The organism is Streptomyces sp. NPDC059850 (assembly GCF_042731515.1).
Lineage (GTDB): Bacteria > Actinomycetota > Actinomycetes > Streptomycetales > Streptomycetaceae > Streptomyces.
The window spans coordinates 15145-39143 of record NZ_JBHWJI010000070.1; the positions used below are offsets into that span (position 1 = coordinate 15145).

At 71.6% G+C, this 23999-nt stretch carries 24 protein-coding genes, 2 pseudogenes and 1 riboswitch; of the genes and pseudogenes, 18 read left to right on the plus strand and 8 right to left on the minus strand.

The window, feature by feature from the left end; translation table 11 throughout:
• Positions 1-51 precede the first annotated feature (51 nt).
• A riboswitch (cobalamin riboswitch) is annotated at positions 52-245 on the plus strand.
• The 13 genes and pseudogenes from ACFV9T_RS37230 (at position 222) to ACFV9T_RS37290 (ending at position 12568) form a co-directional block, all read left to right on the plus strand.
• Positions 222-1211, plus strand: coding sequence for an ABC transporter substrate-binding protein (locus ACFV9T_RS37230; RefSeq protein WP_385446995.1), 990 nt, complete (start codon positions 222-224; stop codon positions 1209-1211). Its footprint overlaps the riboswitch before it by 24 nt.
• A 20-nt stretch (positions 1212-1231) precedes the next feature.
• Positions 1232-2365: a FecCD family ABC transporter permease gene (locus tag ACFV9T_RS37235; RefSeq protein WP_385446969.1), complete on the plus strand. Its 1134-nt coding sequence runs from the start codon at positions 1232-1234 to the stop codon at positions 2363-2365.
• Positions 2284-2986, plus strand: a pseudogene (locus tag ACFV9T_RS37240) (ABC transporter ATP-binding protein). Before ACFV9T_RS37235 ends, ACFV9T_RS37240 begins: the two are co-directional and overlap by 82 nt.
• A gap of 71 nt (positions 2987-3057) precedes the next feature.
• The gene (gene rpmF, locus ACFV9T_RS37245; RefSeq protein ID WP_385446970.1) at positions 3058-3228 is read left to right on the plus strand and encodes a 50S ribosomal protein L32; all 171 of its coding nucleotides are present in this window, start codon (positions 3058-3060) and stop codon (positions 3226-3228) included.
• 7 nt (positions 3229-3235) lie between these two features.
• A complete protein-coding gene (locus ACFV9T_RS37250; protein WP_385446971.1) occupies positions 3236-4456 on the plus strand; it encodes a GTP-binding protein in 1221 nt (406 codons plus the stop codon).
• Positions 4457-4575: 119 nt separating this feature from the next.
• A complete protein-coding gene (locus ACFV9T_RS37255; protein ID WP_385446996.1) occupies positions 4576-5052 on the plus strand; it encodes a GNAT family N-acetyltransferase in 477 nt (158 codons plus the stop codon).
• 211 nt (positions 5053-5263) lie between these two features.
• Positions 5264-6850: an ABC transporter substrate-binding protein gene (locus ACFV9T_RS37260; RefSeq protein WP_385446972.1), complete on the plus strand. Its 1587-nt coding sequence runs from the start codon at positions 5264-5266 to the stop codon at positions 6848-6850.
• A gap of 20 nt (positions 6851-6870) precedes the next feature.
• Complete coding sequence (locus tag ACFV9T_RS37265; protein WP_385446997.1) at positions 6871-7839, plus strand: ABC transporter permease; 969 nt, start codon at positions 6871-6873, stop codon at positions 7837-7839.
• Positions 7829-8710 carry an ABC transporter permease gene (locus ACFV9T_RS37270; RefSeq protein ID WP_385446973.1) on the plus strand — a complete coding sequence of 294 codons (882 nt, stop codon included), beginning with the start codon at positions 7829-7831 and terminating at the stop codon, positions 8708-8710. The genes ACFV9T_RS37265 and ACFV9T_RS37270 overlap by 11 nt, the downstream gene beginning before the upstream one ends.
• Positions 8707-9708: an ABC transporter ATP-binding protein gene (locus ACFV9T_RS37275; RefSeq protein ID WP_385446974.1), complete on the plus strand. Its 1002-nt coding sequence runs from the start codon at positions 8707-8709 to the stop codon at positions 9706-9708. Before ACFV9T_RS37270 ends, ACFV9T_RS37275 begins: the two co-directional genes overlap by 4 nt.
• A pseudogene (locus ACFV9T_RS37280) lies at positions 9701-10351 on the plus strand (ABC transporter ATP-binding protein); the annotation flags it as partial. The gene ACFV9T_RS37275 and the pseudogene ACFV9T_RS37280, both read left to right, overlap by 8 nt.
• 101 nt (positions 10352-10452) lie before the next feature.
• Positions 10453-11766, plus strand: a complete 1314-nt coding sequence (gene thiI, locus ACFV9T_RS37285) for a tRNA uracil 4-sulfurtransferase ThiI (RefSeq protein WP_385446975.1) — start codon at positions 10453-10455, stop codon at positions 11764-11766.
• A 124-nt stretch (positions 11767-11890) separates the two neighbouring features.
• Entirely contained in the window at positions 11891-12568 is a 678-nt protein-coding gene (locus ACFV9T_RS37290; protein WP_385446976.1) for a pyridoxal 5'-phosphate synthase, read from the plus strand.
• A gap of 195 nt (positions 12569-12763) precedes the next feature.
• On the opposite strand, the gene ACFV9T_RS37295 is transcribed toward ACFV9T_RS37290, so the two are convergent.
• The 3 genes from ACFV9T_RS37295 to ACFV9T_RS37305 are packed head-to-tail and all read right to left on the minus strand — an operon-like array spanning position 12764 to position 15040.
• Complete coding sequence (locus ACFV9T_RS37295) at positions 12764-13324, minus strand: TetR/AcrR family transcriptional regulator (protein ID WP_385446977.1); 561 nt, start codon at positions 13322-13324, stop codon at positions 12764-12766.
• Entirely contained in the window at positions 13321-14544 is a 1224-nt protein-coding gene (locus tag ACFV9T_RS37300; protein WP_385446978.1) for a methyltransferase domain-containing protein, read from the minus strand. Before ACFV9T_RS37300 ends, ACFV9T_RS37295 begins: the two co-directional genes overlap by 4 nt.
• 13 nt (positions 14545-14557) lie before the next feature.
• Positions 14558-15040, minus strand: a complete 483-nt coding sequence (locus ACFV9T_RS37305; RefSeq protein ID WP_385446979.1) for a molybdopterin-dependent oxidoreductase — start codon at positions 15038-15040, stop codon at positions 14558-14560.
• Between the two features lie 139 nt (positions 15041-15179).
• Here ACFV9T_RS37305 and ACFV9T_RS37310 point away from each other — a divergent pair, with 139 nt between their 5' ends.
• The 4 genes from ACFV9T_RS37310 to ACFV9T_RS37325 are packed head-to-tail and all read left to right on the plus strand — an operon-like array spanning position 15180 to position 18401.
• Positions 15180-15566, plus strand: coding sequence for a molybdopterin-binding protein (locus ACFV9T_RS37310; protein ID WP_385446980.1), 387 nt, complete (start codon positions 15180-15182; stop codon positions 15564-15566).
• 35 nt (positions 15567-15601) lie between these two features.
• Positions 15602-16429 carry a molybdate ABC transporter substrate-binding protein gene (gene modA / locus ACFV9T_RS37315; protein WP_385446981.1) on the plus strand — a complete coding sequence of 276 codons (828 nt, stop codon included), beginning with the start codon at positions 15602-15604 and terminating at the stop codon, positions 16427-16429.
• Positions 16426-17316 (plus strand): molybdate ABC transporter permease subunit, encoded by an 891-nt coding sequence (gene modB / locus ACFV9T_RS37320; RefSeq protein WP_385446982.1) that lies wholly within the window; start codon positions 16426-16428, stop codon positions 17314-17316. The genes modA and modB overlap by 4 nt, the downstream gene beginning before the upstream one ends.
• Positions 17313-18401, plus strand: coding sequence for an ABC transporter ATP-binding protein (locus ACFV9T_RS37325; RefSeq protein WP_385446983.1), 1089 nt, complete (start codon positions 17313-17315; stop codon positions 18399-18401). The genes modB and ACFV9T_RS37325 overlap by 4 nt, the downstream gene beginning before the upstream one ends.
• A 106-nt stretch (positions 18402-18507) precedes the next feature.
• Here ACFV9T_RS37325 and ACFV9T_RS37330 read toward each other — a convergent pair whose 3' ends face one another.
• The 3 genes from ACFV9T_RS37330 to ACFV9T_RS37340 all read right to left on the minus strand — a co-directional run bounded on the left by ACFV9T_RS37330 (position 18508) and on the right by ACFV9T_RS37340 (position 21234).
• On the minus strand, positions 18508-19398 hold the full coding sequence (locus ACFV9T_RS37330; protein WP_385446984.1) for an NAD-dependent protein deacetylase of SIR2 family: 891 nt from the start codon (positions 19396-19398) through the stop codon (positions 18508-18510).
• A complete protein-coding gene (locus ACFV9T_RS37335; RefSeq protein WP_385446985.1) occupies positions 19395-20330 on the minus strand; it encodes a protein-ADP-ribose hydrolase in 936 nt (311 codons plus the stop codon). The genes ACFV9T_RS37330 and ACFV9T_RS37335 overlap by 4 nt, the downstream gene beginning before the upstream one ends.
• Before the next feature lie 142 nt (positions 20331-20472).
• The gene (locus ACFV9T_RS37340; protein WP_385446986.1) at positions 20473-21234 is read right to left on the minus strand and encodes a nuclear transport factor 2 family protein; all 762 of its coding nucleotides are present in this window, start codon (positions 21232-21234) and stop codon (positions 20473-20475) included.
• A gap of 119 nt (positions 21235-21353) precedes the next feature.
• Here ACFV9T_RS37340 and ACFV9T_RS37345 point away from each other — a divergent pair, with 119 nt between their 5' ends.
• Positions 21354-22268: a helix-turn-helix transcriptional regulator gene (locus tag ACFV9T_RS37345; protein ID WP_385446987.1), complete on the plus strand. Its 915-nt coding sequence runs from the start codon at positions 21354-21356 to the stop codon at positions 22266-22268.
• On the opposite strand, the gene ACFV9T_RS37350 is transcribed toward ACFV9T_RS37345, so the two are convergent.
• Positions 22210-22647 carry a lipocalin-like domain-containing protein gene (locus ACFV9T_RS37350; RefSeq protein ID WP_385446998.1) on the minus strand — a complete coding sequence of 146 codons (438 nt, stop codon included), beginning with the start codon at positions 22645-22647 and terminating at the stop codon, positions 22210-22212. The two genes, ACFV9T_RS37345 and ACFV9T_RS37350, sit on opposite strands and share 59 nt — an antisense overlap.
• A 121-nt stretch (positions 22648-22768) precedes the next feature.
• Positions 22769-23977 carry an FAD-dependent monooxygenase gene (locus tag ACFV9T_RS37355; protein WP_385446988.1) on the minus strand — a complete coding sequence of 403 codons (1209 nt, stop codon included), beginning with the start codon at positions 23975-23977 and terminating at the stop codon, positions 22769-22771.
• Positions 23978-23999: the final 22 nt, after the last annotated feature.

The following is a 23999-nucleotide window of genomic DNA, read 5'->3' on the forward strand; positions in this document are numbered from 1 at the left end:
CGTCCGCAGCGCCGTGGAGCCGCGGGAGATCTGGACGTGCGCCCTTTATCCGTCACTCAAGGAAAAGTAGGATCGCCCGGTCATCACCGCGACGGGATACAGGAAGCCGGTGCGAATCCGGCACGGTCCCGCCACTGTGACCGGGGAGTGGAACCCTTCGAAGAGGCCACTGCGCACGAGCGCGGGAAGGCCGGGGGAACGTCGATCCGGGAGTCAGGACACTGGCCTGTCGCGGGCCCGTTCCGAGGAGCGCGGACTCCCCAGGAGGCTTTACGTGTACGACGGCACGCTGCGTCTTCCTTCTCTCCTCCGGCCTCTCCCCCGGCCCGGCCGCCCCGCCGTACCGGGCGCGGTGCGGTCCTGGCCCTCGCCCTGTCCACGACAAGCCGCCGTCCCGCGCCGTCACCATCCACCAGCACCCGGCCGAACTGATGCTGGCCCTCGGACTGAAGGACCGGATGGTCGGCACCGCCTTCCCCGACTCGGCCGTCCTGCCCCGGTACGAGAAGGACTTCGCGTCCATACCGGAGCGGGCCGCGAAGGAGCCGTCCTTCGAGAATGTCCTGGAGGCCGAGCCGGACTTCGTCTACGGCGGCTGCGGCAGCGCCTTCGCCAAGAACGCGGGCCGGTCCCGCGAGGCGTTCGCCGACGCGGGCATCGACACCTACCTCAACCGCGAGTACTGCGGCATGAAGCGGGTGTCGATGCGGGACACCTACGACGAGATCCGCGCCATCGGCACCATCTTCGGCGTATCGGAGCGGGCCGACCGGCTGGTGGCCGATCTCCAGGGACGCATCGGCAGGACCACCGAGGCGGTGAAGGACGCACCGCCAGTGCCGGTGTTCGTGTACGACAGCGGCGACAAGGCGGCGTTCACCGCCGGTGGCAAGAGCCTGGGCACCGAGATCATCCGGCTGGCGCGCGGACGCAATGTGTTCGCCGACCTGAACGAGGTCTTCGGGGACGCGTCCTGGGAACAGGTGGTGGCCCGCAAGCCCGAGGTCATCGCGCTCTACGACTATCGCGGCGCGGGCAGCGTGGCGGAGAAGAAGAAGTTCCTCCTCTCCCAGCCCGCCCTCGCCGACGTGCCCGCCATCAAGAACAAGCGGTTCGTGGTGCTGCCGCTGACCGCCACTCTGGTCGGCGTCCGCCCGCCGTACGCGGTGGAGGACCTCGCCCGACGGCTGCACCCCGAGCGGTTCCGGTGACGGCCCCGGTGAAGTCCTCGGTGACGACCCCGGTCAAGGACGCGCCCGCGCCGCCCACCGAGCGAGGACACCATCCGCAGGGCCGGGCGGCCTACCCGCTGGCCCTGGCGATCCTCGTCGTCCTGCTCCTGGTGTCCCTCACCGCAGGGCTGGCGATCGGTTCGGTGCGGGTGCCGCCCGCCGAGGTGTGGGGCATCCTGGGACACGGTCTCGGTGCCGACTGGTCGGAGCCGGTCTGGTCCCGGGCGCGCGAGACGATCGTGCTGGACGTACGGGCCCCTCGGGTGCTGCTCGGGGCGGTGACCGGCGCCGGGCTCGCGGTGGTGGGCACCGCCATGCGGGCGCTGGTGCGCAACCCGCTCGCGGAGCCGTATTTGCTGGGCGTGTCCTCCGGGGCGTCCCTGGGCGCGGTCGTCGTGATCGTCTCCGGTGTCGGCCTCTTCGGCACCGTGTCCCTGTCGGTCTCCGCGTTCGCCGGGGCCCTGCTCACCCTGCTGCTCGTGTACACCGCGGCCCGCGCGGGCGGGCGGATCACCTCGGTGCGGCTGGTGCTGTCGGGAGTGGCGGTCGCGTCGGTGCTCACCGCGGTGATGGATCTGCTGCTGCTCACCGCGGACCGGGGCAACGAGGCACGGGAAGTGCTGACCTGGACGCTCGGCGGGCTGGGCGGCGTCCGGTGGGACATGCTGTGGCTGCCCACCACGGCGCTGCTCGTGGGCATCGCCGCGCTGCTGGTACAGGCCCGGTCGCTGAACCTGCTGCTGGCGGGCGAGGAGTCCGCTACGACGATGGGGCTGGACGTGGCGCGGTTCCGCGCCCGGATGTTCGTCCTGCTGTCCCTGGTGACGGGCGTTCTGGTGGCGGCAACCGGGCCGATCGGCTTCGTCGGGCTGATGCTGCCGCACATCGTGCGCGTCTTCGTCGGCGGCGACCACCGGCGGCTGCTGCCGACGGCCGCGCTGGCCGGAGCGGTGTTCCTGGTCTGGGCCGACGTCGCCGCCCGCACGGTCGCCGCGCCCATGGAAATCCCCGTCGGCGTCCTGACGGCTCTGTGCGGCGGACCGTTCTTCCTGTGGCTGATGCGCCGGGACGCCCGGCGGAACACCGAACGGGGGGCGGGACGACCGGGGCCGAACTCACCGTCGAGGGGCTGACGCTCACCGCCGGTGCGCACCACCTGGTACGGGACATCTCCCTGACCGCCCGGCCCGGTGAGGTGATCGGTCTGGTCGGTCCCAACGGCAGCGGCAAGTCCAGCCTGCTGCGTGCCGTCTACCGCGTCCTGCGCCCCGACGCCGGGTGCGTCCGCGTCGACGGAGCCGACGCCTGGTCACTGCCTGTGCGGCGGCTGGCGCGAACCCTGGCCGCCGTGGTCCAGGAGACGGCGGCGGACTTCGACCTCACGGTGCGGGAGGTGGTGGCGATGGGCCGCACCCCGCACAAACGGCTACTCGAAGGCGACACCGCCGAGGACGCCCGGCTGATCGAGTCGGCCCTGGAGTCGGTGGACGCGGCCACGCTGGCGGCGGCTGCCCGCCACGGTGCTGGTGGCCCTCCACGACCTCAACCTCGCCGCCTACTACTGCGACCGCCTCTACGTTCTGCGGGACGGCGAGGTCACGGCCTCCGGTACGCCCGTTGAGGTACTCACCCCGAAGCTGCTGTCCGAGGTGTACGGCGTGGTGGGCGAGGTCACCGTCCATCCGCGCACCGGCGCACCCCAGGTGACCTTCCTGCCGGCGGAAAGCAGCCGACGATCGGGCCGAGTGGCCTGACACATGAAAACGGTACCCATTTTCATGTACGGTTACGGGGACAACGCCGAGCAGGAGAGGACCCCTACGTCATGGCCGTGCCCAAGCGGAAGATGTCCCGGAGCAACACCCGCCACCGCCGCGCGCAGTGGAAGGCCAGCGCGCCGGAGCTGGTGACGATCACCATCGACGGCCGCGAACACCAGGTGCCGCGACGGCTCGCCCCCGCCTACCGGCGTGGTCTGCTGCGCCCCGAGGGCTGAGCGCGCCATGGCGGGCCAGCTTCCGGTGACGGTCTTGTCGGGATTCCTGGGGTCCGGCAAGACCACCCTCCTCAATCACCTCCTCACCAACCGCGACGGGCTGCGGGTCGCCGTCGTCGTCAACGACATGAGCGAGGTGAACATCGACGCCGCACTCGTCCGCGACGGCGACGCGGCTCTCTCCCGCACCGAAGAGCGCCTCGTCGAGATGACCAACGGCTGCATCTGCTGCACCCTGCGCGACGACTTGCTGGAGGAGGTGGACCGGCTCGCGGGAGAGGGACGGTTCGACTATCTCCTCATCGAGTCCAGCGGCATCTCCGAGCCCATGCCCGTCGCCGCCACCTTCGCCTTCCCCCGCGACGACGGCGCCACGCTGGACGAGGTCGCGCGCCTCGACACCATGGTCACGGTCGTCGACGCCGCGAACTTCCTGCCGGAGCTGGACGGCGGCGACGAGCTGGCCGCACGAGGACTGGACCAGTACGAGGACGACGAGCGCACCGTCAGCGATCTCCTCATGGACCAGGTCGAGTTCGCCGATGTCATCGTCCTGAACAAGCTCGACCTGGTCACCCCGGACACGGCCGAACGGCTGGCGGCGGCGCTGTCGCGGCTCAACCCGGCCGCCCGTCTCGTACCCGCCGTACACGGCCGGGTCGCCCCCACGGACCTGCTCGGCACCGGCCGCTTCGACCTCGAACGCGCCCAGCAGGCGCCCGGCTGGGTGAGGGAGCTCAACGGCGACCATGTGCCGGAGACCGAGGAGTACGGCATCTCCAGCACCGTCTTCCGCGCCACCAAGCCGTTCCACCCCACCCGGCTGTGGGACTTCGTCGCCACCGACCTGGACACCGGGGCCTACGGCAGCATCCTGCGCTCCAAAGGCTTCTTCTGGCTGGCCACCCGCCCCCGGGTGACCGGGCTGTGGTCGCAGGCAGGCGCCGTCGCCCGGTTCGAACCCTCCGGAGCACGGAACGGCCACAGCGACACCGGTGAAACCGCCGAGCACGGCCAGGAACTCGTCTTCATCGGCACCGGACTGCGTCCCTCCGCCCTGCACCACACCCTGTCCGCGTGCCTTCTCACCGACGAGGAGCATGCGCTGGGCGCCCGGGACTGGTCGGCCTGGGACGACCCCTTCCCCGCCTGGGAGACCTACGGCCTCGACGAGACGTGCGACCACGAGCATGGTCCGTACGAGGCCGAACCCCTACCGGTGCGCTGAAGCTCACCACGCCGCTGTGTCCACCATCCCCGCAGGAGACCCACGTGACCGATTCCGCACGTCACGCCTACGCCGTGCGCCCCGCCACCACCACCGACGCCGACGGAGCGCGCCGCGTCATGCTCGACACGTTCTACCGGGAGTTCGGCTACGGCTACGTCCCCGCGTGGCACCGCGACGTGGTGGACATCGCGGGGACCTACCTCGAAGACCCCCGGCACCTGCTGCTGGTGGCCGTGCACGGCGACGAGGTCGTGGGAACGACCTGCGTGCGCTCGGCGGGGCCTGCCCACCCGCCGCATCCGCGGTGGCTCGCCGAGCGCTACCCGTCCGGAACCACCGCGCAGCTGCTCCGCGTATACGTGCGACCGGAGCACCGACGGCACGGCCTGGCGCGGACGATGGTGCGCCAGGCGTGCGAGTTCGCCGCCGCGACCGACGGCTACGAGAGCATCTACCTGCACACCAACGCCGACATCGCGGGCGCCCTCCCGTTCTGGCACAGCGTGGCGAAAGAAATCTTCGACGCCCGGACCACGGGAGAGCACGGCCCGGGATTCGCTACGGTGCACTTCGAGATCCCGATGCCACGCTGAGGAGCTGACCCGCCCGGTGCGGGCTCGCCGACTGCTGTCCGTCGTACGCCGGCGGCTGGGCGAGCGCCTCACCATCTGAATCGGCTCCACCGTCTTACGCCGGCTCCAACTCCCGTGGATCATCGGAGGACTGACGCCGGAGCACCCCGGGTAGCCCTTATTCGCAATTGATGTGCAACAACATCTCCATCGCAATAAGGGCGTGAGGTCCATGACGGTTCGACGAATACCGAGAGCCGCTGCCGCAGCGGTGCTGATCACCGGGATGGCCGCCTGCTCTGCACCCGGCGGCAGCCAGGGCAGCGGGAAGTCCGCCGACTCCGTCGTGATCGGGGTCGCCTCCGAACCCGACACCCTCAGCCCGCTCCTCGGCTACGGCAAGGACGGGAACTCCAAGATCTTCGACGGTCTGCTCACCCGGGACGCCGACCTGAAGCTGAGACCCGCACTGGCGACGGCGCTGCCCGAGGTGAGCGATGACGGCCGCACGTACACCTACCCCCTGCGCGACGGAGTGAAGTTCAGCGACGGGAAACCGCTGACCCCCGCGGATGTGGTCTTCACCTACCGAACCGTCCTCGACAAGAAGACGAACAACACGGCCAGAAGCGAACTGGACGCCATCAAGGAGGTCCGGGCGGACGGCGGGAACAAGGTCGTCTTCACCCTCAAGTACCCGTACACGCCCTTCGCCGGGCGCACGGTACTGCCCATCGTCCCCGAGCACATCGCCGGGAAGCAGGACCCCAACACCGGCTCCTTCAACACCCGCCCGGTCGGCACCGGTCCGTACGTCCTCGCCGCCTGGCGCAAGGGCGAGAAGCTCACCTTCAAGGCCAACCCCGACTACTGGGGCGGCGCGCCGAAGGTGAAGAAGGTGACCATGGCGATCGTCGAGGACGACGACGTGCGCGCCACCCGGCTGCGCTCCGGCGATCTCCAGGGCGCGGTCCTGCCGCCCAACCTCGCCGCCACCTTCAGGAAGGACGGGGACAAGCGGGTCTACGACGCGAAGTCCTACGACTTCCGCGCCGTCACGCTGCCCACCGGCAACGCGGTCGCCGGGGACCCCGCCGTCCGACAAGCCCTCGACGCCGCCGTGGACCGCCGGGCCATGGTGGACAAGATTCTCGACGGGGCGGGACGTCCGGCGTACGGGCCGCTGCCCGGCGGTGATCCGTGGTTCGCCAAGGGCATCGAACGCTCGCGGAACCTCGGCAAGGCCAAGCGGATCCTCGACCAGGCGGGCTGGAAGACCGGCCAGGGCGGCGTACGCGCCAAGGACGGCCGACGAGCCACGTTCACCCTGCTCTATCCCTCGGGCGACAAGGTCCGCCAGGACCACGCCCTGGCCTACGCGTCCGACGCCAAGAAGGCCGGAATCGAGGTGAAGGTGGAGAGCGCCACGTGGGAGGTCATCGAACCGCGGATGAAGAAGGACGCGGTCCTCGCGGGCTCCGGCAGTACCGGTGACGCCGACTTCGGCCTCTACACTCTGCTGCACTCCTCCCTCGCCGGTGACGGCTTCAACAACATGGGCCGCTACGACAACCCGGCGGTGGACGAAGCGCTCGACGCCGGCCGCCACAACCGGGATCCGCAGGCGCGCAAGACCGCCTACGACACCGTGCAGCGCGCACTCGTCAAGAACCCCGGCTACACCTTCCTCACCCACATCGACCACATCTACGTGCTCGCCGACCGCTGGAACGGGCTGACCACACAGCTCGAACCGCACGAACACGGCTTCGCCAGCGGCCCCTGGTGGAACCTCGAGGACTGGCAGCCGAAGACATGACGCCCCTGCCCTGGGGAGCGATGGCGCGCCTGGCGGGACGGCGGCTGCTGTTCGCCGTCCCTGTCCTCCTCGTCGTCACCTTCGGTGTCTTCGCGATCGCCGCCGCCTCCCCCTTCGACCCCGTCAAGGCGTACGCGGGCACCGCCGCCCTCGGCGCCGACGAGCAGACCCTGGACCGGCTGCGGGCCAACCTCGGAGTGGACCAGCCGTTCGCCACCCGCTGGTGGCACTGGCTGACCTCGGCGCTCTCCGGCGATTTCGGCCAGTCCAGTGTGATGCGGCAACCGGTCGCCGAGGTCATCGGTGAACGCCTCGTCTGGTCCACGCTGCTGTGCGCGGTCGCGTTCATCGCGGCCGTCCTGGTCGGCACCCTGCTCGGAGTCCTCGCCGCCCGGCGCCCCGGATCCGTGCTCGACCGGGTCGTCGCCTCGCTCTCCTACACGCTGGAGGCCGCGCCCGTCTTCTGGATCGCCCTGCTCGCCATCTGGTTCTTCGCCCTCCAGCTGGGCGTCCTCCCGGCCGGGGGCCTCACCGACACCGGCAGCGAGCAGGTCGCGCCGGGGCAGGTCGCGAGCCACCTCGTGCTGCCCGCCGGTGTCCTGGCCGTCTCCCAGTTGCCGTGGTTCACCCTCTACGTACGCCAAGGGGTCGGCGACGCGCTGGCGGAGGACCCCGTACGCGGTGCCCGTGCACGAGGCTTGGACGAACGCACCGTTCTGCTCGGCCACGCACTGCGCTCCGGCCTGCTGCCCGTCCTCACGCTGGTCGGCTCCCGCGTCCCCGAACTCATCACCGGCGCACTGCTCGTGGAGAGCGTCTTCAGCTGGCCGGGCATCGCGGCGGCCACCGTGGAAGCGGCCACGTCCGTCGACTTCCCGCTGCTCGCCGCCCTGACCACCCTCGCCACCGCCGCCGTCCTCGCCGGAAACCTGCTCGCGGACCTGCTCTACGGACTGTTCGACCCGAGGGTGAAGTTCAGTGACATGTGACGCTCCTGCCGAGACTGCCTGGCGGTCGTACGGTGCGAACCGCCGCTCCACCCGGACGGTGCGGGTGCGTACCTCGGCCACGCTGCTCATCGCGACCGTCCTCGCCGTCCTCGTCCTGCCGCCGCTGGTCCAGCTCGACGAGCAGGCCGTCGAGCTGGCCGCCAAGCTGCTGCCGCCGAGCCGGGCACACCCCCTGGGCACCGACGACCTCGGGCGGGACCTGCTGCTGCGCTGCGTCTACGGGCTGCGGGTCTCCCTGCTCGTCGGCGTGGCGGCCGCTGTCACCGCCACCGTGATCGGCACCGCCGTCGGGGCCACCGCCGGGGCGCTGGGCGGCTGGGTCGACCGGGGTGTCATGCGGGTGGTCGACACCTTCTCGTCCGTACCCCATCTGCTGCTCGGCATCTTCATCGTCGCCATGTTCCGGCCGGGCGTCTGGCCGGTGGTCGTCTCGGTCGGGCTCACCCACTGGCTGTCGACCGCCCGGATCGTCCGCGCCGAGGTCCTCTCGCTGCGCTCGCGCCCGTACATCGACGCCGCCGTCTCCGGTGGCGCGTCCCGGTGGCGGGTGGCGGTGCGGCATCTGCTCCCCGCCGTCCTGCCCCAGGCCGCGCTGGCCGCCGTGCTGATGGTGCCGCACGCGATGTGGCACGAGTCGGCCCTGTCGTTCCTCGGACTCGGGCTGCCCACGCATACGGCGAGTCTGGGCACCCTCATCAACAGCGCACGGGGCTCACTGCTCGCCGGGCAGTGGTGGCCCACCCTCTTCCCCGGTCTGTTCATCATCGTCCCCACCCTCGCCATCGCCGGTCTCGCCGGGGCCTGGCGGGAGCGGGTCAGCCCCCGCCGCCGATCGGAGCTGATGCTGTGACCGAGCCACACCCCGTCCTGTCGGTGCGCGGGCTGTCGGTGCGCTTCCTCATGCCGGGCGGTCGCCGCATCGCCGCCGTCACCGACGCGCATTTCGACGTGGCGGCCGGAGAGTGCCTGGCCCTGATCGGCGAGAGCGGCTGCGGCAAATCCGTCCTCGCCTCCGCCCTCCTCGGGCTGCTCCCCGCCAACGCCCAGGCCGCGGGGCAGGCCCGCCTCGGCGACCTCGACCTGCTCTCCGCCGACGAGCGGACCCTCGCCCGCAGGGTACGGGGCCGCCTGATCGGACTCGTACCGCAGAGCCCCGCCGCCCATCTCACCCCCGTGCGCACCGTCCGCTCCCACCTGGAGGAGACGGTCGCCGCACTGACCGGGGTCCGTGGCCGCGCCGCCGTACGGGCCGCCGCCCTGGCCGCCGCCGAACGCGCCGCGTTCCCCGCCGACCACCTCGACCGCCACCCGCACCAGCTCTCCGGCGGACTGGCCCAGCGCGCCGCGACCGCCCTCGCCCTCGTCGGCGACGCACCCCTGGTACTCGCCGACGAGCCGACCACCGGGCTCGACCGCGACCTGGTGAACCGTACGGTCGACGAGCTACGCCGCCACGTCGACGAGCCCGGCCGCACGGGCGGAACCGGGCGGGCCCTGCTGATGATCACCCACGACCTCGCCGCGGCCGAACGCATCGCCGACCGGGTCGCCGTCATGTACGCGGGCCGGATCGTCGAACTGACCGACGCGGACACGTTCTTCGGCCCCACGGGCCCCCGCCACCCGTACAGCCACGGCCTCCTCCAAGCCCTCCCGGACCGCTTTTTCACCCCCATCCCCGGCATGCCGCCCGAACTCGGCGACCTCCCCGGCGGCTGTGCCTTCGCTCCGCGCTGCGGACAGGTTTCCCCGGCCTGCGCCGCGCCTCCCCCGACGACCGGCGGACTCGCCTGCCATCACCCCCGTCCCGCCGCGTCGGCCCCTGCCCCGGAGGACCTCCGTGCTTGAACTGTGTGCCATCACCGCCGGATACAGCAGAAAAAACCCGGTGGTGCGAAACGCCCACCTGGCCGTCGCGCCCGGCGAAGCCGTCGGCCTGCTCGGCCCCAGCGGCTGCGGCAAGTCCACCCTCGCCCGCGTCGCGGCCCTGCTGCACCGCCCCGACTCCGGCACCCTGCTGCTCGACGGCGAGCCCGTACGACGGTGGCGCCACCGCGCCCCGCGCGATCAGCGCACCGCCTTCGGTGTCGTCCTCCAGCAACCCAGACTCGCCGCGGATCCCCGGCTGCGGCTCACCGACGTGATCGCCGAACCGCTGCGCTCCACCGGCCGCCGCGAGGACATCCCGGAACGTGTCGGCGAGCTGGCCGCGGCGGTCGGCCTGACGCCGGACCTCCTGGGCCGCCGCCCCCACGAGGTCAGCGACGGCCAGCTCCAGCGCGCCTGCCTCGCCCGCGCCCTCGTGCTGCGTCCCCGCTGGCTGATCTGCGACGAGATGACCGCGATGCTCGACGCCTCCACCACCGCCGCGCTGGTCGCGGTCGTCGAGGACTACCGCGCCACCACCGGCGCGGGCCTGCTCGCGGTCGGGCACGACGCGGTGCTCCTGCACCGCTGGTGCGACCGCAGCGTCCATTGGGACAGCCTGGCTCCTCCCGCCGAGACGATGCCGCACCACGCCCCGGATCGTCCTACGTTATGGGCGAGGCGGAAGACACCGCCGACGACGACCGGGACTTCTGAAAGGCTCACATGTCCGCCACCGGCAATCCCTGCGTGCTGCTGAAGCACGGCGAGGTCTTCCTCAAGGGGCACAACCGCCAGCGCTTCACCGAGCGGCTCCACGACAATCTACGGGTGGCTCTGCTCGGGATCGGCGGCTCGACCTGGATCAAGACCGCCCAGAACGTCACCGTGCTCGGCGGTCAGGGGGTCCCGCAGGAGGCGCTGGTGGAGCGGGCCCGGCGGGTCATCGGCTTCAACGCCGTCGAGCCCGCCGTGCGGGTGCCCAGCACCCTGGAGGAGATAGACCGGGCCGCCGTCGACGCGCTGCGCTCGGTCGCCACCGAGCGGCCGGGGTGCGGTTTCGCCGTACGGGCGAGGCGGCGGGACAAGACGTTCCCGCTGACGTCGTCCCGGATGGAGCGGCATGTGGGGGCGCGGGTCCTGGAGGAGGTCGACGGTGTGCGCGTCGACCTCACCCGGCCCGACGTCGTGCTGACGGTGACGATCGACCGCAAGGAGACATACCTCTCCTGGACCCGCCACCCCGGTGTGACCGGTCTGCCCGTCGGGTCCAGCGGACGCGCCCTCGTGCTGCTCTCCGGCGGCTACGACTCCCCCGTGGCCGCTCACCGGGCCATGCGCCGTGGCCTGTCCTGCGACTTCGTGCACTTCAGCGGCGCCCCGTACACCAACCCGTCGTCGGTCTACAAGGCGTACGCCCTGGCCCGCGAGCTGAACCGCTACCAGCCGCCCGGCCGGTTGCATGTCGTCGCGCTGGGCAAGGCCCAGAAGCAGCTGGCGGTGGCCGGTGCGGGCAGGCTCCAGGTCGTCGCCCAGCGGCGGCTGATGGTACGGACCGCCTCCGAGCTGGCCGCCCGCACCGGCGCACAGGCCCTGGTGACGGGCGACAGCCTGGGGCAGGTGGCGAGCCAGACACTGGCCAACCTGGTGGCGGTGGACGAGGCCGCGGCGCTGCCGGTGCTGCGTCCGCTGATCGGCTGGGAGAAGCAGGAGATCATCGACGAGGCGAGGTCCATCGGCACGGCCGACATCTCGGTGCTGCCCGATGAGGACTGCTGCCAGCTCCTGACACCCCCGCGGGTCACCACCCGGGCCGGTGTGCCTCAGCTGCGGGCCGTCGAGAAGCGGCTCGACCTCGACGAGGTGACGGAGGCCCTGCTGGACAGCGTCCAGGTGATGCTGCCCGGAGCGGACGGGGACGGGCACAGCGACGCCGACGCCGCGCCCGGCGCGCAGGTGAGCGGAGAGGCGGTTACCGTTCCGCAGTCGCGGTCGGCCCCTGCGGCTGCTCCGTCATGCGCGGCAGATACGTGTCCATGATCCACCCATGCCGCCAGCCGGGCCGCGCGTGTTCGTTCGTCATCCGCCATGGTGGCGAACGTCCGGTTGCCTATCCTGCTGCGGCACATCGAATTGGTCCGTGTGGAGAGGTGGCATCCGGCACATGCACAGCATGCACAACATGCACGAGACGATGCGCGACAGGCTCAGATCGATCCCGGTCTTCGCGGACGTGGGTGGCGCGCACATCGAGGAGCGCGGCCTGCCGGAGAACCCCGTGCCCGCGATCGGCGCGTGGATCCTCGCGGCGGGTGCCGCGGGCCAGCAGGAACCGCATGCCATGAGCCTGTGCACGGTGGACGCGTCGGGGGTTCCGTCGAGCCGGGTTCTGATCGTCAAGGACATCGACGACGACCGACTGTTCTTCGCGACCCCCTCCGACAGCCGCAAGGGCCTCGACATCGCAGCGAATCCGCAGGTGGCGGCCCACTTCCACTGGCCGGTCACCGGGCAGCAGGTACGGATCGTGGGGACCGCGGCCGATCAGGGCCGCGCCGCCTCCGAGGCGGACTTCGCCGAGCGGGGACGCGGCTCCCGGCTCGCCGCCCACCTCCACCGACCCGGCCCGCTCCCCGACCGGCACACGGCGCTGGCCGAGTACGAACGCCTCGGCTCCCGCTACCCGGGCGAGGTGCCGTGCCCTCCGGCCTGGACCCTCTATGCCATCACCCCTACCGAGGTGGAGTTCTGGGCAGCGAGCGTCGACCGGGTCCACCACCGGGTGGTGTACCGCAGGGACACCGTCCGTGCTCCCTGGCGCCACGAATTGCTGTGGCCGTGACGTAGCGGGAGTTCAGGAGAGCAGGAGCAGCGGCACGGCCTCGCCCGGCTGCCACTCCGGCGGTACGGCGGCGAGCGCGTCGGCCAGCACGGCGCCCTGGAGGAACGCGGGCCGGTGACCGCCGCCGTCGTACCGGAAGGGTGTCGCCCGTTTACCCCTGACGACCAGTCACATTGCCGGAGGAGACCGGTCCGCTCACCGGTTCGCGTTCTGTCGGCGCAGGCCGTCGAGGATGACGTTCATCAGGGGACGTGCCGTTGGTTCCCACGCGTCCCGGTCCAGTCGGCCGAGACAGGCGATGAGCAGGAGGACCCCGTGGGCGTCCACGTCGGTGCGGAGGGAACCGGCCGCTTTCCCGGCGTCCAGCAGGTGGGCGAGGGCGCCTTCGATGGGGTTGTGGCTGTGGGCGACAAGGTCCTGCCACGCCACCGGTTCGAGCGCCGCCAGGACCCCGCGCTTGATCTCGGCGTAGTCGATGACTCGGTCGAGCCAGTGGCGCAGGGCTTCCACGGGTTCGTGTTCCGCCAGCAGGGCGGAGGCGGCGGTCACGAGGTCGTCGACGTCGCGCCGGTAGACCTCGGCGAGGAGCGCTTCGCGGTTGGGAAAGTTCCGGTAGAGCGTCCCCTGCCCCACCCCGGCGCGCTTCGCGATCTCGTTGAGGCGTACGTCGCTGGACTCGGCGAGGGCGGCACGGGCGGCCTCCACGATGCGGGTCCGGTTCCGCACCGCGTCCATACGGCGAGCTGGCGCGTTCATAGGCCTCTTCGTCCGCGACATCGGCGGACGCGGACGGCGCGGGCCAGGAAGTGGCGAGCGGCGTCCTCGTAGCGGGCCAGGGCCCATCCGGCGGTGTGCAGCGCGGGCCGCAGGTTCTCCTCGGCCAGCGGGTCGTCCGGGTCGAGTGGACGGCCGTGGCGGGCGGCCCGCTCGGCGCGGCCGGAAGGGTGGTAGAGCAGCAGCACACCGCCCGGGGCGGCCACCCTGGCCCACTCGCACAGCGCCACCGCGGGGTCGGGCACATGGTTGATCAGGCCCGCGCTGAAGATGCCGTCCACCGCCCCGGCCGCCAGCGGCAGTCGGCAGGCGTCGGCCATGAGCAGCCGGGCGAGGCTCGCGCGGCCCTCCACGGCGGCGGTGGCGGTGAGCATCGCCGGGGTGAGTTCCACACCGAGGACCACGCCCTCGTCGCCGACTTCCGCGCGCAGCGCGGGCAGCGCCCGTCCGCTGCCGCAGCCCACGTCCAGGGCGCGCTGGCCTGGCCGCAGGCCCATGCGGGCGACCGCCGCCGCGTACCTAGGGGTGTCGTCGGCGAAGCGCTCCTCCCACGCCGCCGCCATCGGGGTGAAGAAGGTCCGGGTCGCGCTCCGCGCGGCGCGACCCGCCACGAGCGCGGCGAAGCGGGCGAAGGCGTCCACGGCCGCCTTGTCGACCTCCAGATGGAACTGCACGCCCCACGCCGAGCCGCCGATCCGGAACGCCTGAACCGGGTATCGGTCGCAGGAGGCCAGCAGTGTCGCCCCGGTGGGCAGGTCCATGGTGTCGCCGTGCCAGTGCAGGACGGTCAGCTGCCCCGGGGCGTCGGCGAACAGCGGATCGGTGTGCGCGGCCGGTGCGGTTCGTACCTCGCCCCAGCCGATCTGCGGCCCCGAACCGGCGCGGGCCCGGCCGCCCGCCGCCTCCGCGAGGAGCTGCGCGCCGAGACAGATCCCGAGCACCGGAACCTCGGCTTCCAGCGCCGTCCGCAGCAGCGCCAGCTCCTCCGTACGGCCCGGAAAATCGTCGTACGCCGCCGCCGGACCGCCCATCACCACCAGCGCCGCGGCGCCGCCCAGCGAGTCGGGCACCGGATCCCCCGCCCAGGTCCGGCAGGCCCGAATCGGCAGTCCGGCCGCCTCCAGCGCCGTCCCCATGGCGTACGGACCTTCCTGCGGCGCGTGCTCCACGATCAGCACATCCGCGGTGGCAGCCAGGCTCACTCGCTCGCTCTCCTCACGTCCACGTGGGGTAACCGCCGTCCACGCGCACCGCGTCGATGCCGCTGATGTGCCGGGCTCCGCAACGGTCCTGAGGCAGCGCGAGCTGAGGGCCCGCCCGGTCGAGCGGGGCGTCGTCGATGGTGACCGCGAGCAGGACGGGAGCGCGCCCGAAGTCCGGGTCGATCTCCGCCCACGTCAGCATCGCGCGGTGGCCGTCCGCGCCGTGTACGGCGATCAGGAAGCGCAGGCGGTCCTTGCGCTTGGCGGGGTCGAAACCGGGACCGGCGTCCACGAGGACGTCGTGCAGGAGCGGCCCGGTGAAGCGGTGGTGCTGTATGCCGCTGGTGGCGCACTCGAAACTGACCTGTGCCCGGTGCTGGGGCCAGGCCAGCAGGTCGGACACCGTCAGCCGGGCCGGACGGGTCAGATCGCCGGTGAGAACGAGTTCGGCCACCGGGCCGGTGGTCGTACTCGCAGGAGCGAGGGACTGACTCACGGGCTACCACCTCCTGGCTGACCCGTACCCGAACACCTATCCCGTACAAACGCACATGCCATGCTCTCAGATCAAGAGTCCGGCTCATGCGAAGGGACAGGGGTCTATGCCCTGGCATCTGCGGCAGTATGATCCACGTATGCACACCTACCGGATCGGGGACGCGGCCGCCTTGCTCGGTGTCAGCACCGACACCGTGAGGCGTTTGGTCGATGGCGGGAAACTGACCGCCGAACGGGACGAACTGGGCCGCCGGATCATCCCCGGGCCGACCCTCGCGGCCTACGCCCGGGAGGTCCACCGCATGGAGCGGGAGTCCGCCAGTTCCTCGGCGCGCAACCGCTTCTCCGGCATCGTCACCGATGTGATCCTCGGTGATGTGTCGGCGCAGGTGGAGATCCAGGCCGGACCGTTCCGGGTGGTGGCGATGGTCAGCCGCGAATCGGCTGAGGAGCTGAAGCTGGAGCCTGGCGTTCCGGCGGATGCCGTGATCAAGTCGACCAACGTGGTTGTCGAGAGACCGTAAATGTGTCCGTCAGGACCAAAGGGAGTGGACCCGTGATGACCCGTTCCGCGCGCCGGACCCGCCGGACGTCGCAGGTGGCTGCTGCTGGCGCCGCAGCCCTGCTGGCCCTCAGCGCCTGCTCGTCGTCCGGCGATTCCTCGTCGAAGAAGTCGGACTCCTCCGATTCCGGCTCCGCCTCGGACAAGGTGTCCGGCACGGTGACCGTCTTCGCGGCCGCCTCGCTGAAGGAGAGCTTCACCGAGCTGAAGAAGACCTTCGAGAAGGAGCACCCCGGCGCGAAGGTGACCTTCAGCTTCGGTGGCAGCGACGCCCTCGCCGCGAGCATCACCGGTGGCGCCCCGGCCGACGTGTTCGCCGCCGCAAGCCCCAAGACGATGAAGACCGTCACGGACAAGGGGGACGCGTCCGGCAAGCCCGCCACCTTCGTGCGCAATCAGTTGGAGATCGCCACTCTGCCGGGCAACCCCGACAAGATCTCTTCCCTGAAGAGCCTCACCAAGTCCGGGCTGAAGGTCGTCCTGTGCGACAAGACGGTCCCATGCGGGGCCGCCGCGCAGAAGGCCCTCGACGCCAGCAAGCTCAAGCTCACCCCGGTCTCCTACGAGCAGGACGTCAAGAGCGCCCTGAACAAGGTGCAGCTGAAGGAGGCCGACGCGGCCGTCGTCTACAAGACCGATGTGAAGGCGGCGGGCGACAAGGTGCAGGGCGTGGAGTTCCCCGAGTCGACCAAGGCCATCAACGACTACCCGATCGCCTCGCTGAAGAACGCCCCCAACGCCCCCGCGGCCAAGGCGTTCATCCAGCTGGTGCAGTCCGCCGAGGGCCAGAAGGTGCTCGGCAAGGCCGGGTTCCTCAAGCCGTGACCTCGCAGGCCTCGCAGGACAAGGCAGACGCCGCGGAGACCTTGGAGGGCGCTCCGCGGCGCGGCCGGGTCCGTGGCCGGATCCGTGGCCGTGGCCGGGTCCGGGTCCGCAAGGGCGCCCCGCTGCCGCTGCTCCTGCCCGCGCTGATCGGCCTGGCGTTTCTGCTCGTCCCGCTCGTCGCCCTGCTGGTCCGGGCCCCCTGGCGGAGCCTGCCCGACCTGCTGACCAGCACCGAGGTCTGGCAGGCGCTCCAGCTCTCCCTGGTATGCGCCACGGCCGCGACCGCGGTGAGCCTGGTCGTCGGTGTCCCGCTCGCCTGGCTGCTGGCCCGGGTCGAGTTCCCCGGGCGTGGCCTCGTACGGGCGCTGGTGACCCTGCCGCTCGTCCTGCCGCCGGTGGTGGGCGGTGTGGCGCTGCTGATGGCGCTCGGGCGCAACGGGGTCGTCGGGCAGTGGCTGGACTCCTGGTTCGGGATCACGCTGCCGTTCACCACCACGGGTGTTGTCGTGGCCGAGGCGTTCGTGGCGATGCCGTTCCTCGTCATCAGCGTCGAGGGCACCCTGCGCGCCGCCGACCCCCGCCACGAGGAGGCCGCCACCACCCTGGGCGCCTCCCGCTTCACGGCCTTCCGCCGGGTCACGCTCCCCCTCATCGCCCCCGGCATCGCGGCGGGCGCCGTGCTCGCGTGGGCCCGCGCGCTGGGTGAGTTCGGCGCGACGATCACGTTCGCGGGCAACTTCCCCGGCCGCACCCAGACCATGCCGCTCGCCGTCTACCTCGCCCTCCAGAACGACCCGGACGCGGCCATCGCCCTCAGCCTGGTCCTGCTGGCCGTGTCCATCGCGGTACTGGCCGGGCTCCGTGACCGCTGGATGACCGCCTCATGACCCACACCGAGAAGACGACGCACCGCACGACGGGCGCCCGGGGCGGTGCGGGGCTCGACGCCCGGCTCGTGGTCGAGCGCGGTTCCTTCCGCCTCGACGTGGCGCTGACCGCGACGCCCGGTGACGTCGTCGCGCTCCTCGGCCCCAACGGCGCGGGCAAGACCACCGCCCTGCGCGCGCTCGCCGGACTCACCCCGCTCACCGGCGGCCATCTTAGGCTCGACGGCGCCGAGTTGGACCGCACGCCCCCGGAGTCCCGCCCGGTCGGCGTGGTCTTCCAGGACTACCTGCTCTTCCCCCACCTCTCCGCGCTCGACAACGTGGCCTTCGGCCTCCGCTGCCACGGCGCCACCAAGGCGGAGGCCCGCGCGGAGGCCACCGAGTGGCTGGACCACATGGGCCTCGCCGACCACGCCGGAGCCAAACCCCGCCGCCTCTCCGGCGGCCAGGCCCAGCGCGTCGCCCTCGCCCGCGCCCTGGCCACCCGCCCCCGGCTGCTGCTCCTCGATGAGCCCCTCGCCGCCCTCGACGCCCGCACCCGCCTCGACGTCCGCGCCCGGCTCCGCCGCCACCTGGCCGAGTTCGAGGCGGTCGCCGTGCTGGTCACCCACGACCCGCTCGACGCCATGGTCCTGGCCGACCACCTCGTCGTCATCGAGGACGGCCGCATCGTCCAGGAAGGCGCCCCGCCCGATATCGCCCGCCGCCCGCGCACGGACTACATCGCGCACCTGGTCGGCCTCAACCTCTACCGGGGCGAGGCCGAGGGCCACACGGTGCGCGTCGACGGCGGGCCCGAGGTCACGACCACGGACGATCTGACGGGCCCGGTCTTCGTCGCGTTCCCGCCGAGCGCGGTCACCCTGTACCGCGACCGTCCCACCGGCTCCAGCGCCCGCAACCTGTGGCACTGCGAGGTCACCGGCCTGGAGACCAACGGCGACCAGGTACGCGCCGACCTCACCGGCGAACTCCGCCTCGCCGCGGACCTCACCACGGTCGCCGCGACCGAACTCGAACTCCACCCGGGCGCCACGGTGTGGGCGGCGGTCAAGGCGGCCCAGACGCACGCCTACCCCGCCTGATTCCCGGCCGGACCCATCGCCCCCGGCCAACCCCACCTGCGCATCGTCGCCCAAAGCCCGGAGTGGTAGAACGCTTTGGCCGCGGCCTTGTTCTTTTCCGGGTCGCTCATGGTGTCACCGTAGGGTCGGGCGCCGGGTGCGGCGCGGTGAGTACGTCCAGCAGGTGGTCCGCGCCGACGGGGACCGGCAGGGCCCGATCGGCGAGGTCGGCGGGGGTTTCGGGATGGTCGGGGTTGACGCGGACGAGGCGTGCGGCGGGGAAGTGGCGGGCGAGGTGTTCGCCAGGCCGTCGGATCACGCCGGGGGTGTTGAATCCGGCGCCGAACTCCAGGATCAGCAGGCGGGTATCGGCGGGCGCCGTGCCCAGCCACTCCTGGAGGCGGTGGCCCGCGGGGAGGTACGGGGTGTCGACGAACTGGGGGCCGACGCGGACGTTGATCTCGACCTCGCCTCCGCAGTTCGGGCATCGGGGCAGGGCAGCGGGGTCGGTGACGGCGCCGGTGGCCGGGTCGTAGGCGGCGAGGAGCTGCCCGACGAGAGGGCGGCTGTCCCACGTGGCGGGAGTGCAGGGGGTGCCGCACTGGTAACGGCCGTAGTCGCCCTGCGGGGTGAAGATCCGGTCGGGCGCGAAGCCACCCCGGGCGAAGAGACCGTCCACGTTGGACGTCATCACCCAGTGGTCCGTGCCATCGACCAGCGCGCGCAGCCGCTGGTAAAGGGGGTTGGGGGCGGTGGAGAAGCGAACGTCGTCGATATGGACGGCCCAGTAGCCCCACAGCAGGGCGGGCGGCAGGGGCACGCCGACCATGTAGCGGGAGCGCAGGCCACGGCGGTGCAGGGCGGGGAAAAGCTGCTGAAAGCGTTCCGCGTCGCCGTAGTCGTACCCGGCGGCGGCGCTCAGACCGGCACCGGCGGTGATCAGGACGCGGTCGGCCTCCGTGAGCCAGGTGCGTATCGTGCCGACGGCGGCTGCCAGGTCGAAGACGGGCTGGTTCATCGGGACGGGGTCCCTTCGGTCAGTGCGTGGGTGTAGGCGGCGTGGTCGTCGTCCGCGTACACGTTGAAGATCACGCGGTCGAGGCGTCCGGGGTGGGTCGCGAGCCAGTCGGCCACGGTGTCCAGCGCGGTGCGGGCAGCGGGCTTCCGGGGGTAGCCGAAGACGCCGGTGCTGATGCCGCAGAACGCGACGGTGCGCAGTCCGTCGACCTCGGCGGCGAGGTCGAGACAAGCACGGTACGAGGCCGCCAGCGCCTGTTCGTGCACCGGGCGCGGAGGGCCGTCGACGATGGGGCCGACGGTGTGCAGGACGTAACGGGCGGGCAGCTGGTAACCGCGGGTGATCTTGGCGGTTCCGGTCGGTTCCGGGTGGCCCTGCCGGGTCATGATCGTGTGGCAGTCGGCGCGCAGGCGGGGGCCGGCCGCGGCGTGGATGGCGTTGTCGATACACGGGTGCATCGGGGCGAAGCAGCCGAGCAGGGCGCTGTTGGCGGCGTTCACGACGGCATCGGCGCCAAGGGTGGTGATGTCGCCCTGCCAGAGCGCCGTACGGTCGGCGGCCCGGTATGTGGTGTGGGGAAGTGTGGTGCGGATGGTGGGCAGCGAGGCGGCGTCGGTGGTGCCGCGCGCCAGGCGTTCGCCGGACAGGAGCGCGTCCAGCACACGGGCGGTCCCGCTGGGCAGAGGGGCTGCCTCCCGGACGGTCAGCACAGCGCGCAGGAGTCGCCGGGCGGCGGCATCGTCGAGCCGGTCCGCCGCGCCGGGGCGCAGCCCGGCCCGCACTGCCGCCGGGTCGTCGCCCAGCAGGCCGAGCGCCTCGCGAACCAGGCCATCGGACCGCTGATCCGGTTCATGGCCGATGGCGGGCCGGAACGGCTCGTCCAGGGCGACGGCGGCGCGGTAGGCGGCGATCGGCAGTGCGGTCGCGTACACGGTTGTCCTCCGGGCAGTGGGGCACGTGACGGGTCGTAGGGTCTGGCGCACGGCACGCCGTAGTGCCCTCACCCGTTCGCTGGTGGGGCACTGCGGCGTGGTCGGGCCCGGGGGCCACCTCGGCGGGGGTGCCGGTCCGGTGTCAGAACAGGCCGTTGGAGTGCGGGAGTTCGGCGGGCACGGGGACGACGACGTCCCAGTGCTCGACGATCTTGCCGTCCTGGACGCGGAAGAGGTCGTAGTACGCGGCGGGGACGCCGAACTCGCCCTCGGACTGGACCAGGACGAAGTCACCGTCGGCGATGACCTTGTGGACGGTCTTGTAGACGAGGTTCTTGCCCTGCTCGGCCCACTTCGCGACGGCGGCGCCGAAGCCGTCGAGGCCGTCGGCCGCTTCCGGGTTGTGCTGGTGGTAGGTCTCGGTCGAGACGTAGTCGGTCAGGACCGAGTAGTCGGCGCCCTTGAGGACCTTCTCGGCGAACTCCCCCACCAAGGCGCGGTTCGCCTCGGTCTTGTCCTGGTCGCCCGGCTCGGTGGGGCCGTCGGTCTGGGAGCGGCCGGAGGCGGTGTCCTCGACAAGCGGGGTCAGGGCGTCCCAGTGCTCGGCGAGCTTGCCGTCGGCGTCGACACGGAAGATGTCGAAGGCAACCAGCGGGACGGGGCCGAAGCCGTGGTACGTGCCGTGCAGAACGACCAGGTCGCCGTCGGCGATCACCCGGGCGCCCTCGTACCGGAAGCCCTCCGGCAGCCCGGCGACCAGCTGGCGCAGCGCCTCGGGGCCGTCGGCGGCCAGGGCGCTGTGCTGGCGGTAGTCGGCGGCGGCCCAGCGGTCCGCCGCGCTCGGGTCCTTCTTTCCGAACAGCTCACCGGCTGCGGTCAGGACGGTGTTCTTGGCATTGCTCATGACGGTTCTCCTTGCAAGGGCAGGTTACTTCTTTCCGACATCGGCTCGGCTCCGGACGAGCTGACACCTTCACGTTATGGGCGCTGAACAGGCCGAATCGGATACGCTGACGACTCACCATGGTCAAAAAACGACACGATGCCGATCGCGGTATCCCGGAGATCTCCTTCGCCGCGCCCGCCGGCACCCCCGCCGGCGTAGAAGTGCTGTCCCTCGCAGACCTGCGCCACCGGGTCCCCGCAGAGCGGCTCGTGGTCCCCCAGCGCCCGGGCTTCCACCACCTGATCACCCTCACCGGCGGGACCCTGTGGCACACGGTCGACTTCACCGCCTACGCCCTCGAACCCGGCTCCTGGCTCTGGGTACGCCCCGGGCAGGTCCAGCAGTGGGGCGACCTCACCCACGCCGACGGCACCCTGGTCCTCTTCGGCCAGGACTTCCTCGACCCGGCCACCACACACGGCGCGAGCACAGAAGACCCGCACGCCCCGATCCTGCGCCGCCCCCTCCCCGACGACGAAGCGGCCCTGCGGCTGGCCGCCGACCACCTCACCACCGAGTTCCACGCCCTCGGACACCTGCCCCTTGAGGTCCACACCGCGGCCCTCCGCCACCTGCTCGCGGTCCTCGTCCTGCGGCTGGCCCACCTCACCGCACCCGCCGGCAGCCCCGCCCCCGAACCGGACGCCACCTACCTGCGCTTCCGCGATGCCGTGGAACGGGACTTCGCGCGCACCCGCCGGGTGGAGGACTACGCCGAAACGCTCGGCTACTCGGTCCGCACCCTCTCCCGCGCCACGCTCGCCGCCACTGGCCTCGGCGCCAAGGAGTTCATCGACCGCCGCGTCGTCCTGGAGGCCAAGCGCCTCCTGGCCCACAGCGACCAGGCCGCCGCCCGCATCGCCGACCGGCTCGGCTTCTCCAGCGCGACCCACTTCAGCAAGTACTTCCACCACCGCACCGGCCACACCCCGATCACCTTCCGCGACACGGTCCGCGGGGGCTGGGCAGCCGTACGCCGCGAGCAGTCCTGAACCGACGACCTTCCGGCATCTGCCGGTGGACAGCGGCAGCGGCCAGGCCGTACCCCCGTCGCTTCGTCGTTACCCGATGATGTCCGTGTAGCCGTGTCCGGTGATGCGCTGCCCCTCGAAGGTGCCGGTCACGGTGCAGGCGCCGGTATAGATGGTGTCGTCGGAGCCGGGGAGTTCGCGATGGTGACCTCCAGGGAGGCGTCACGACCGGGGAGGGCTCGTCGCCCGGGGTGCCCCACTGGCGGTCGAACCAGGTGCGCCCGGCGACTCGGCGGGTGACCCCGTCGGCGGTGATGGTGCCCGATGTGGTCAGGCCGGGCGTGGACCTTCGCCCAGAAGGCGGTCTCGTCGTGGAGCCTGGCCGCGAACCACTAGGAATCCATCATCTCGGGTCCTTTGGCGGCGAGTTCGTCGCTGGCGTTGATCAGTGTGGGGTGGTGCGTGTTCATCGCGTCTACTGTGGTGAGGGGCCCACGGCTGGCGCCGTCAAGGTCGGCGGATCAGGCAGCGGCGGGGTCGATGGACTTGTCCTTGAACGAGCCCGCGAGGAGGGTCTTCATCACGCGCTTGCCGACCGGGTTGCCCGCCAGCGAGGTGATGAGGGTGCGGCTGAGCTTGTCCCGGCGGGTCTGGGGGACGAACATCACCAGTTCCTTGCGGCCGTGTTCTTGCATGGTGGTGATGAACGGCCGCAGCTTCTGATCCCACTCGCGCAGCGCGCGCGAGGGGTTGCCCGGGTTGCGCTGGAGCATGGTGCCGAGGAGGTCGGCGCCGACGATGGCGCTGGAAGCGCCCATGCCGGAGTACAGCGTCGGGCACCAGGCGGCGTCGCCGAGGAGGACGACGCGGTCGGTGTGCCAGGTCGGCATGACCACCTGGTGGACGGAGTCGAAGAGGTAGTCGTCGGCCTGCTCGAACTGCTGGAGGAGGTTCTCCAGCACCGGTCCGGCGGGTTCGGGGCCGAAGGCGCGGCGCAGCGACTCGATGGGCGGGCGCCGGAACTCCGCGTCCTCGTCGTCGGTGCGGTAGGAGAGCAGCAGCCCCGGCCGGTGGTCGGAGAAGGCGAAGACCCAGGCGGAACGGCCCGGTTCCGCCAGGATGATGCCGTCGGTGAGCGCGTAGCCGGGTACGGGCTCTTTGAGGACCGTGGCGGCGATGATGTGGTGGAACGGGCGCAGGTAGTCGGCGTGGGGGCCGAAGACCATCGGGCGCACGGTGGAGCGCAGGCCGTCGGCCCCCACCACGAGGTCGAACCGCTCCGTGGTCTCGACGGTGGCCGCTCCCGAGGTGGTGCGCAGCGTGACGTCCACACCACCGGGGTGCTCGTCCATGGCCGCCGGTGTCGTGCCGTAGCGGATGTCGGTGAGGGGCTCGACGGAGTCGTAGAAGGCGGCCTCGATGTCGCCCCGGAGCAGCAGGCGGGGAGAGCCGGGCAGGTCGCCGTATCCCAGGCCGGGCCGTCGGCGGCCTTTGCGGTCGATGTCGTACGTCGTGCTCTCGTAGGTGGCCCGGTTTCCGATGGCGTCGAGCACGCCCATCCGCTGCGCGGCGTACTTGCCGGTGTCGAACAGCCCGATGAAGTAGCCCGCGGGACGGCGCTGGGGAGCGCGCTCGACGATCAGGGTCTCCCAGCCGATGTCGTGCAGGCGCAGGGCTGTGGACAGGCCCCCGATCCCCATGCCCACGATCAGGGCGCGCGGCTTGTTCATGTCGGTCCTTTCTTCGGCACAG

What these genes read in the sequence shown, in the direction of transcription:
- modA (WP_385446981.1), top strand. Translation starts at nt 15,602, where the DNA reads ATGACCCGTTCCGCGCGCCGGACCCGCCGGACGTCGCAGGTGGCTGCT.
- ACFV9T_RS37255 (WP_385446996.1), top strand. Translation starts at nt 4,576, where the DNA reads ATGCTCGACACGTTCTACCGGGAGTTCGGCTACGGCTACGTCCCCGCG.
- ACFV9T_RS37265 (WP_385446997.1), top strand. Translation starts at nt 6,871, where the DNA reads ATGGCGCGCCTGGCGGGACGGCGGCTGCTGTTCGCCGTCCCTGTCCTC.
- ACFV9T_RS37260 (WP_385446972.1), top strand. Translation starts at nt 5,264, where the DNA reads ATGACGGTTCGACGAATACCGAGAGCCGCTGCCGCAGCGGTGCTGATC.
- ACFV9T_RS37340 (WP_385446986.1), bottom strand. Translation starts at nt 21,234, where the DNA reads ATGAGCAATGCCAAGAACACCGTCCTGACCGCAGCCGGTGAGCTGTTC.
- ACFV9T_RS37310 (WP_385446980.1), top strand. Translation starts at nt 15,180, where the DNA reads ATGCACACCTACCGGATCGGGGACGCGGCCGCCTTGCTCGGTGTCAGC.
- ACFV9T_RS37345 (WP_385446987.1), top strand. Translation starts at nt 21,354, where the DNA reads ATGGTCAAAAAACGACACGATGCCGATCGCGGTATCCCGGAGATCTCC.
- ACFV9T_RS37355 (WP_385446988.1), bottom strand. Translation starts at nt 23,977, where the DNA reads ATGAACAAGCCGCGCGCCCTGATCGTGGGCATGGGGATCGGGGGCCTG.
- ACFV9T_RS37290 (WP_385446976.1), top strand. Translation starts at nt 11,891, where the DNA reads ATGCACAGCATGCACAACATGCACGAGACGATGCGCGACAGGCTCAGA.
- rpmF (WP_385446970.1), top strand. Translation starts at nt 3,058, where the DNA reads ATGGCCGTGCCCAAGCGGAAGATGTCCCGGAGCAACACCCGCCACCGC.
- thiI (WP_385446975.1), top strand. Translation starts at nt 10,453, where the DNA reads ATGTCCGCCACCGGCAATCCCTGCGTGCTGCTGAAGCACGGCGAGGTC.
- ACFV9T_RS37330 (WP_385446984.1), bottom strand. Translation starts at nt 19,398, where the DNA reads ATGAACCAGCCCGTCTTCGACCTGGCAGCCGCCGTCGGCACGATACGC.
- ACFV9T_RS37250 (WP_385446971.1), top strand. Translation starts at nt 3,236, where the DNA reads ATGGCGGGCCAGCTTCCGGTGACGGTCTTGTCGGGATTCCTGGGGTCC.
- ACFV9T_RS37325 (WP_385446983.1), top strand. Translation starts at nt 17,313, where the DNA reads ATGACCCACACCGAGAAGACGACGCACCGCACGACGGGCGCCCGGGGC.
- ACFV9T_RS37295 (WP_385446977.1), bottom strand. Translation starts at nt 13,324, where the DNA reads ATGAACGCGCCAGCTCGCCGTATGGACGCGGTGCGGAACCGGACCCGC.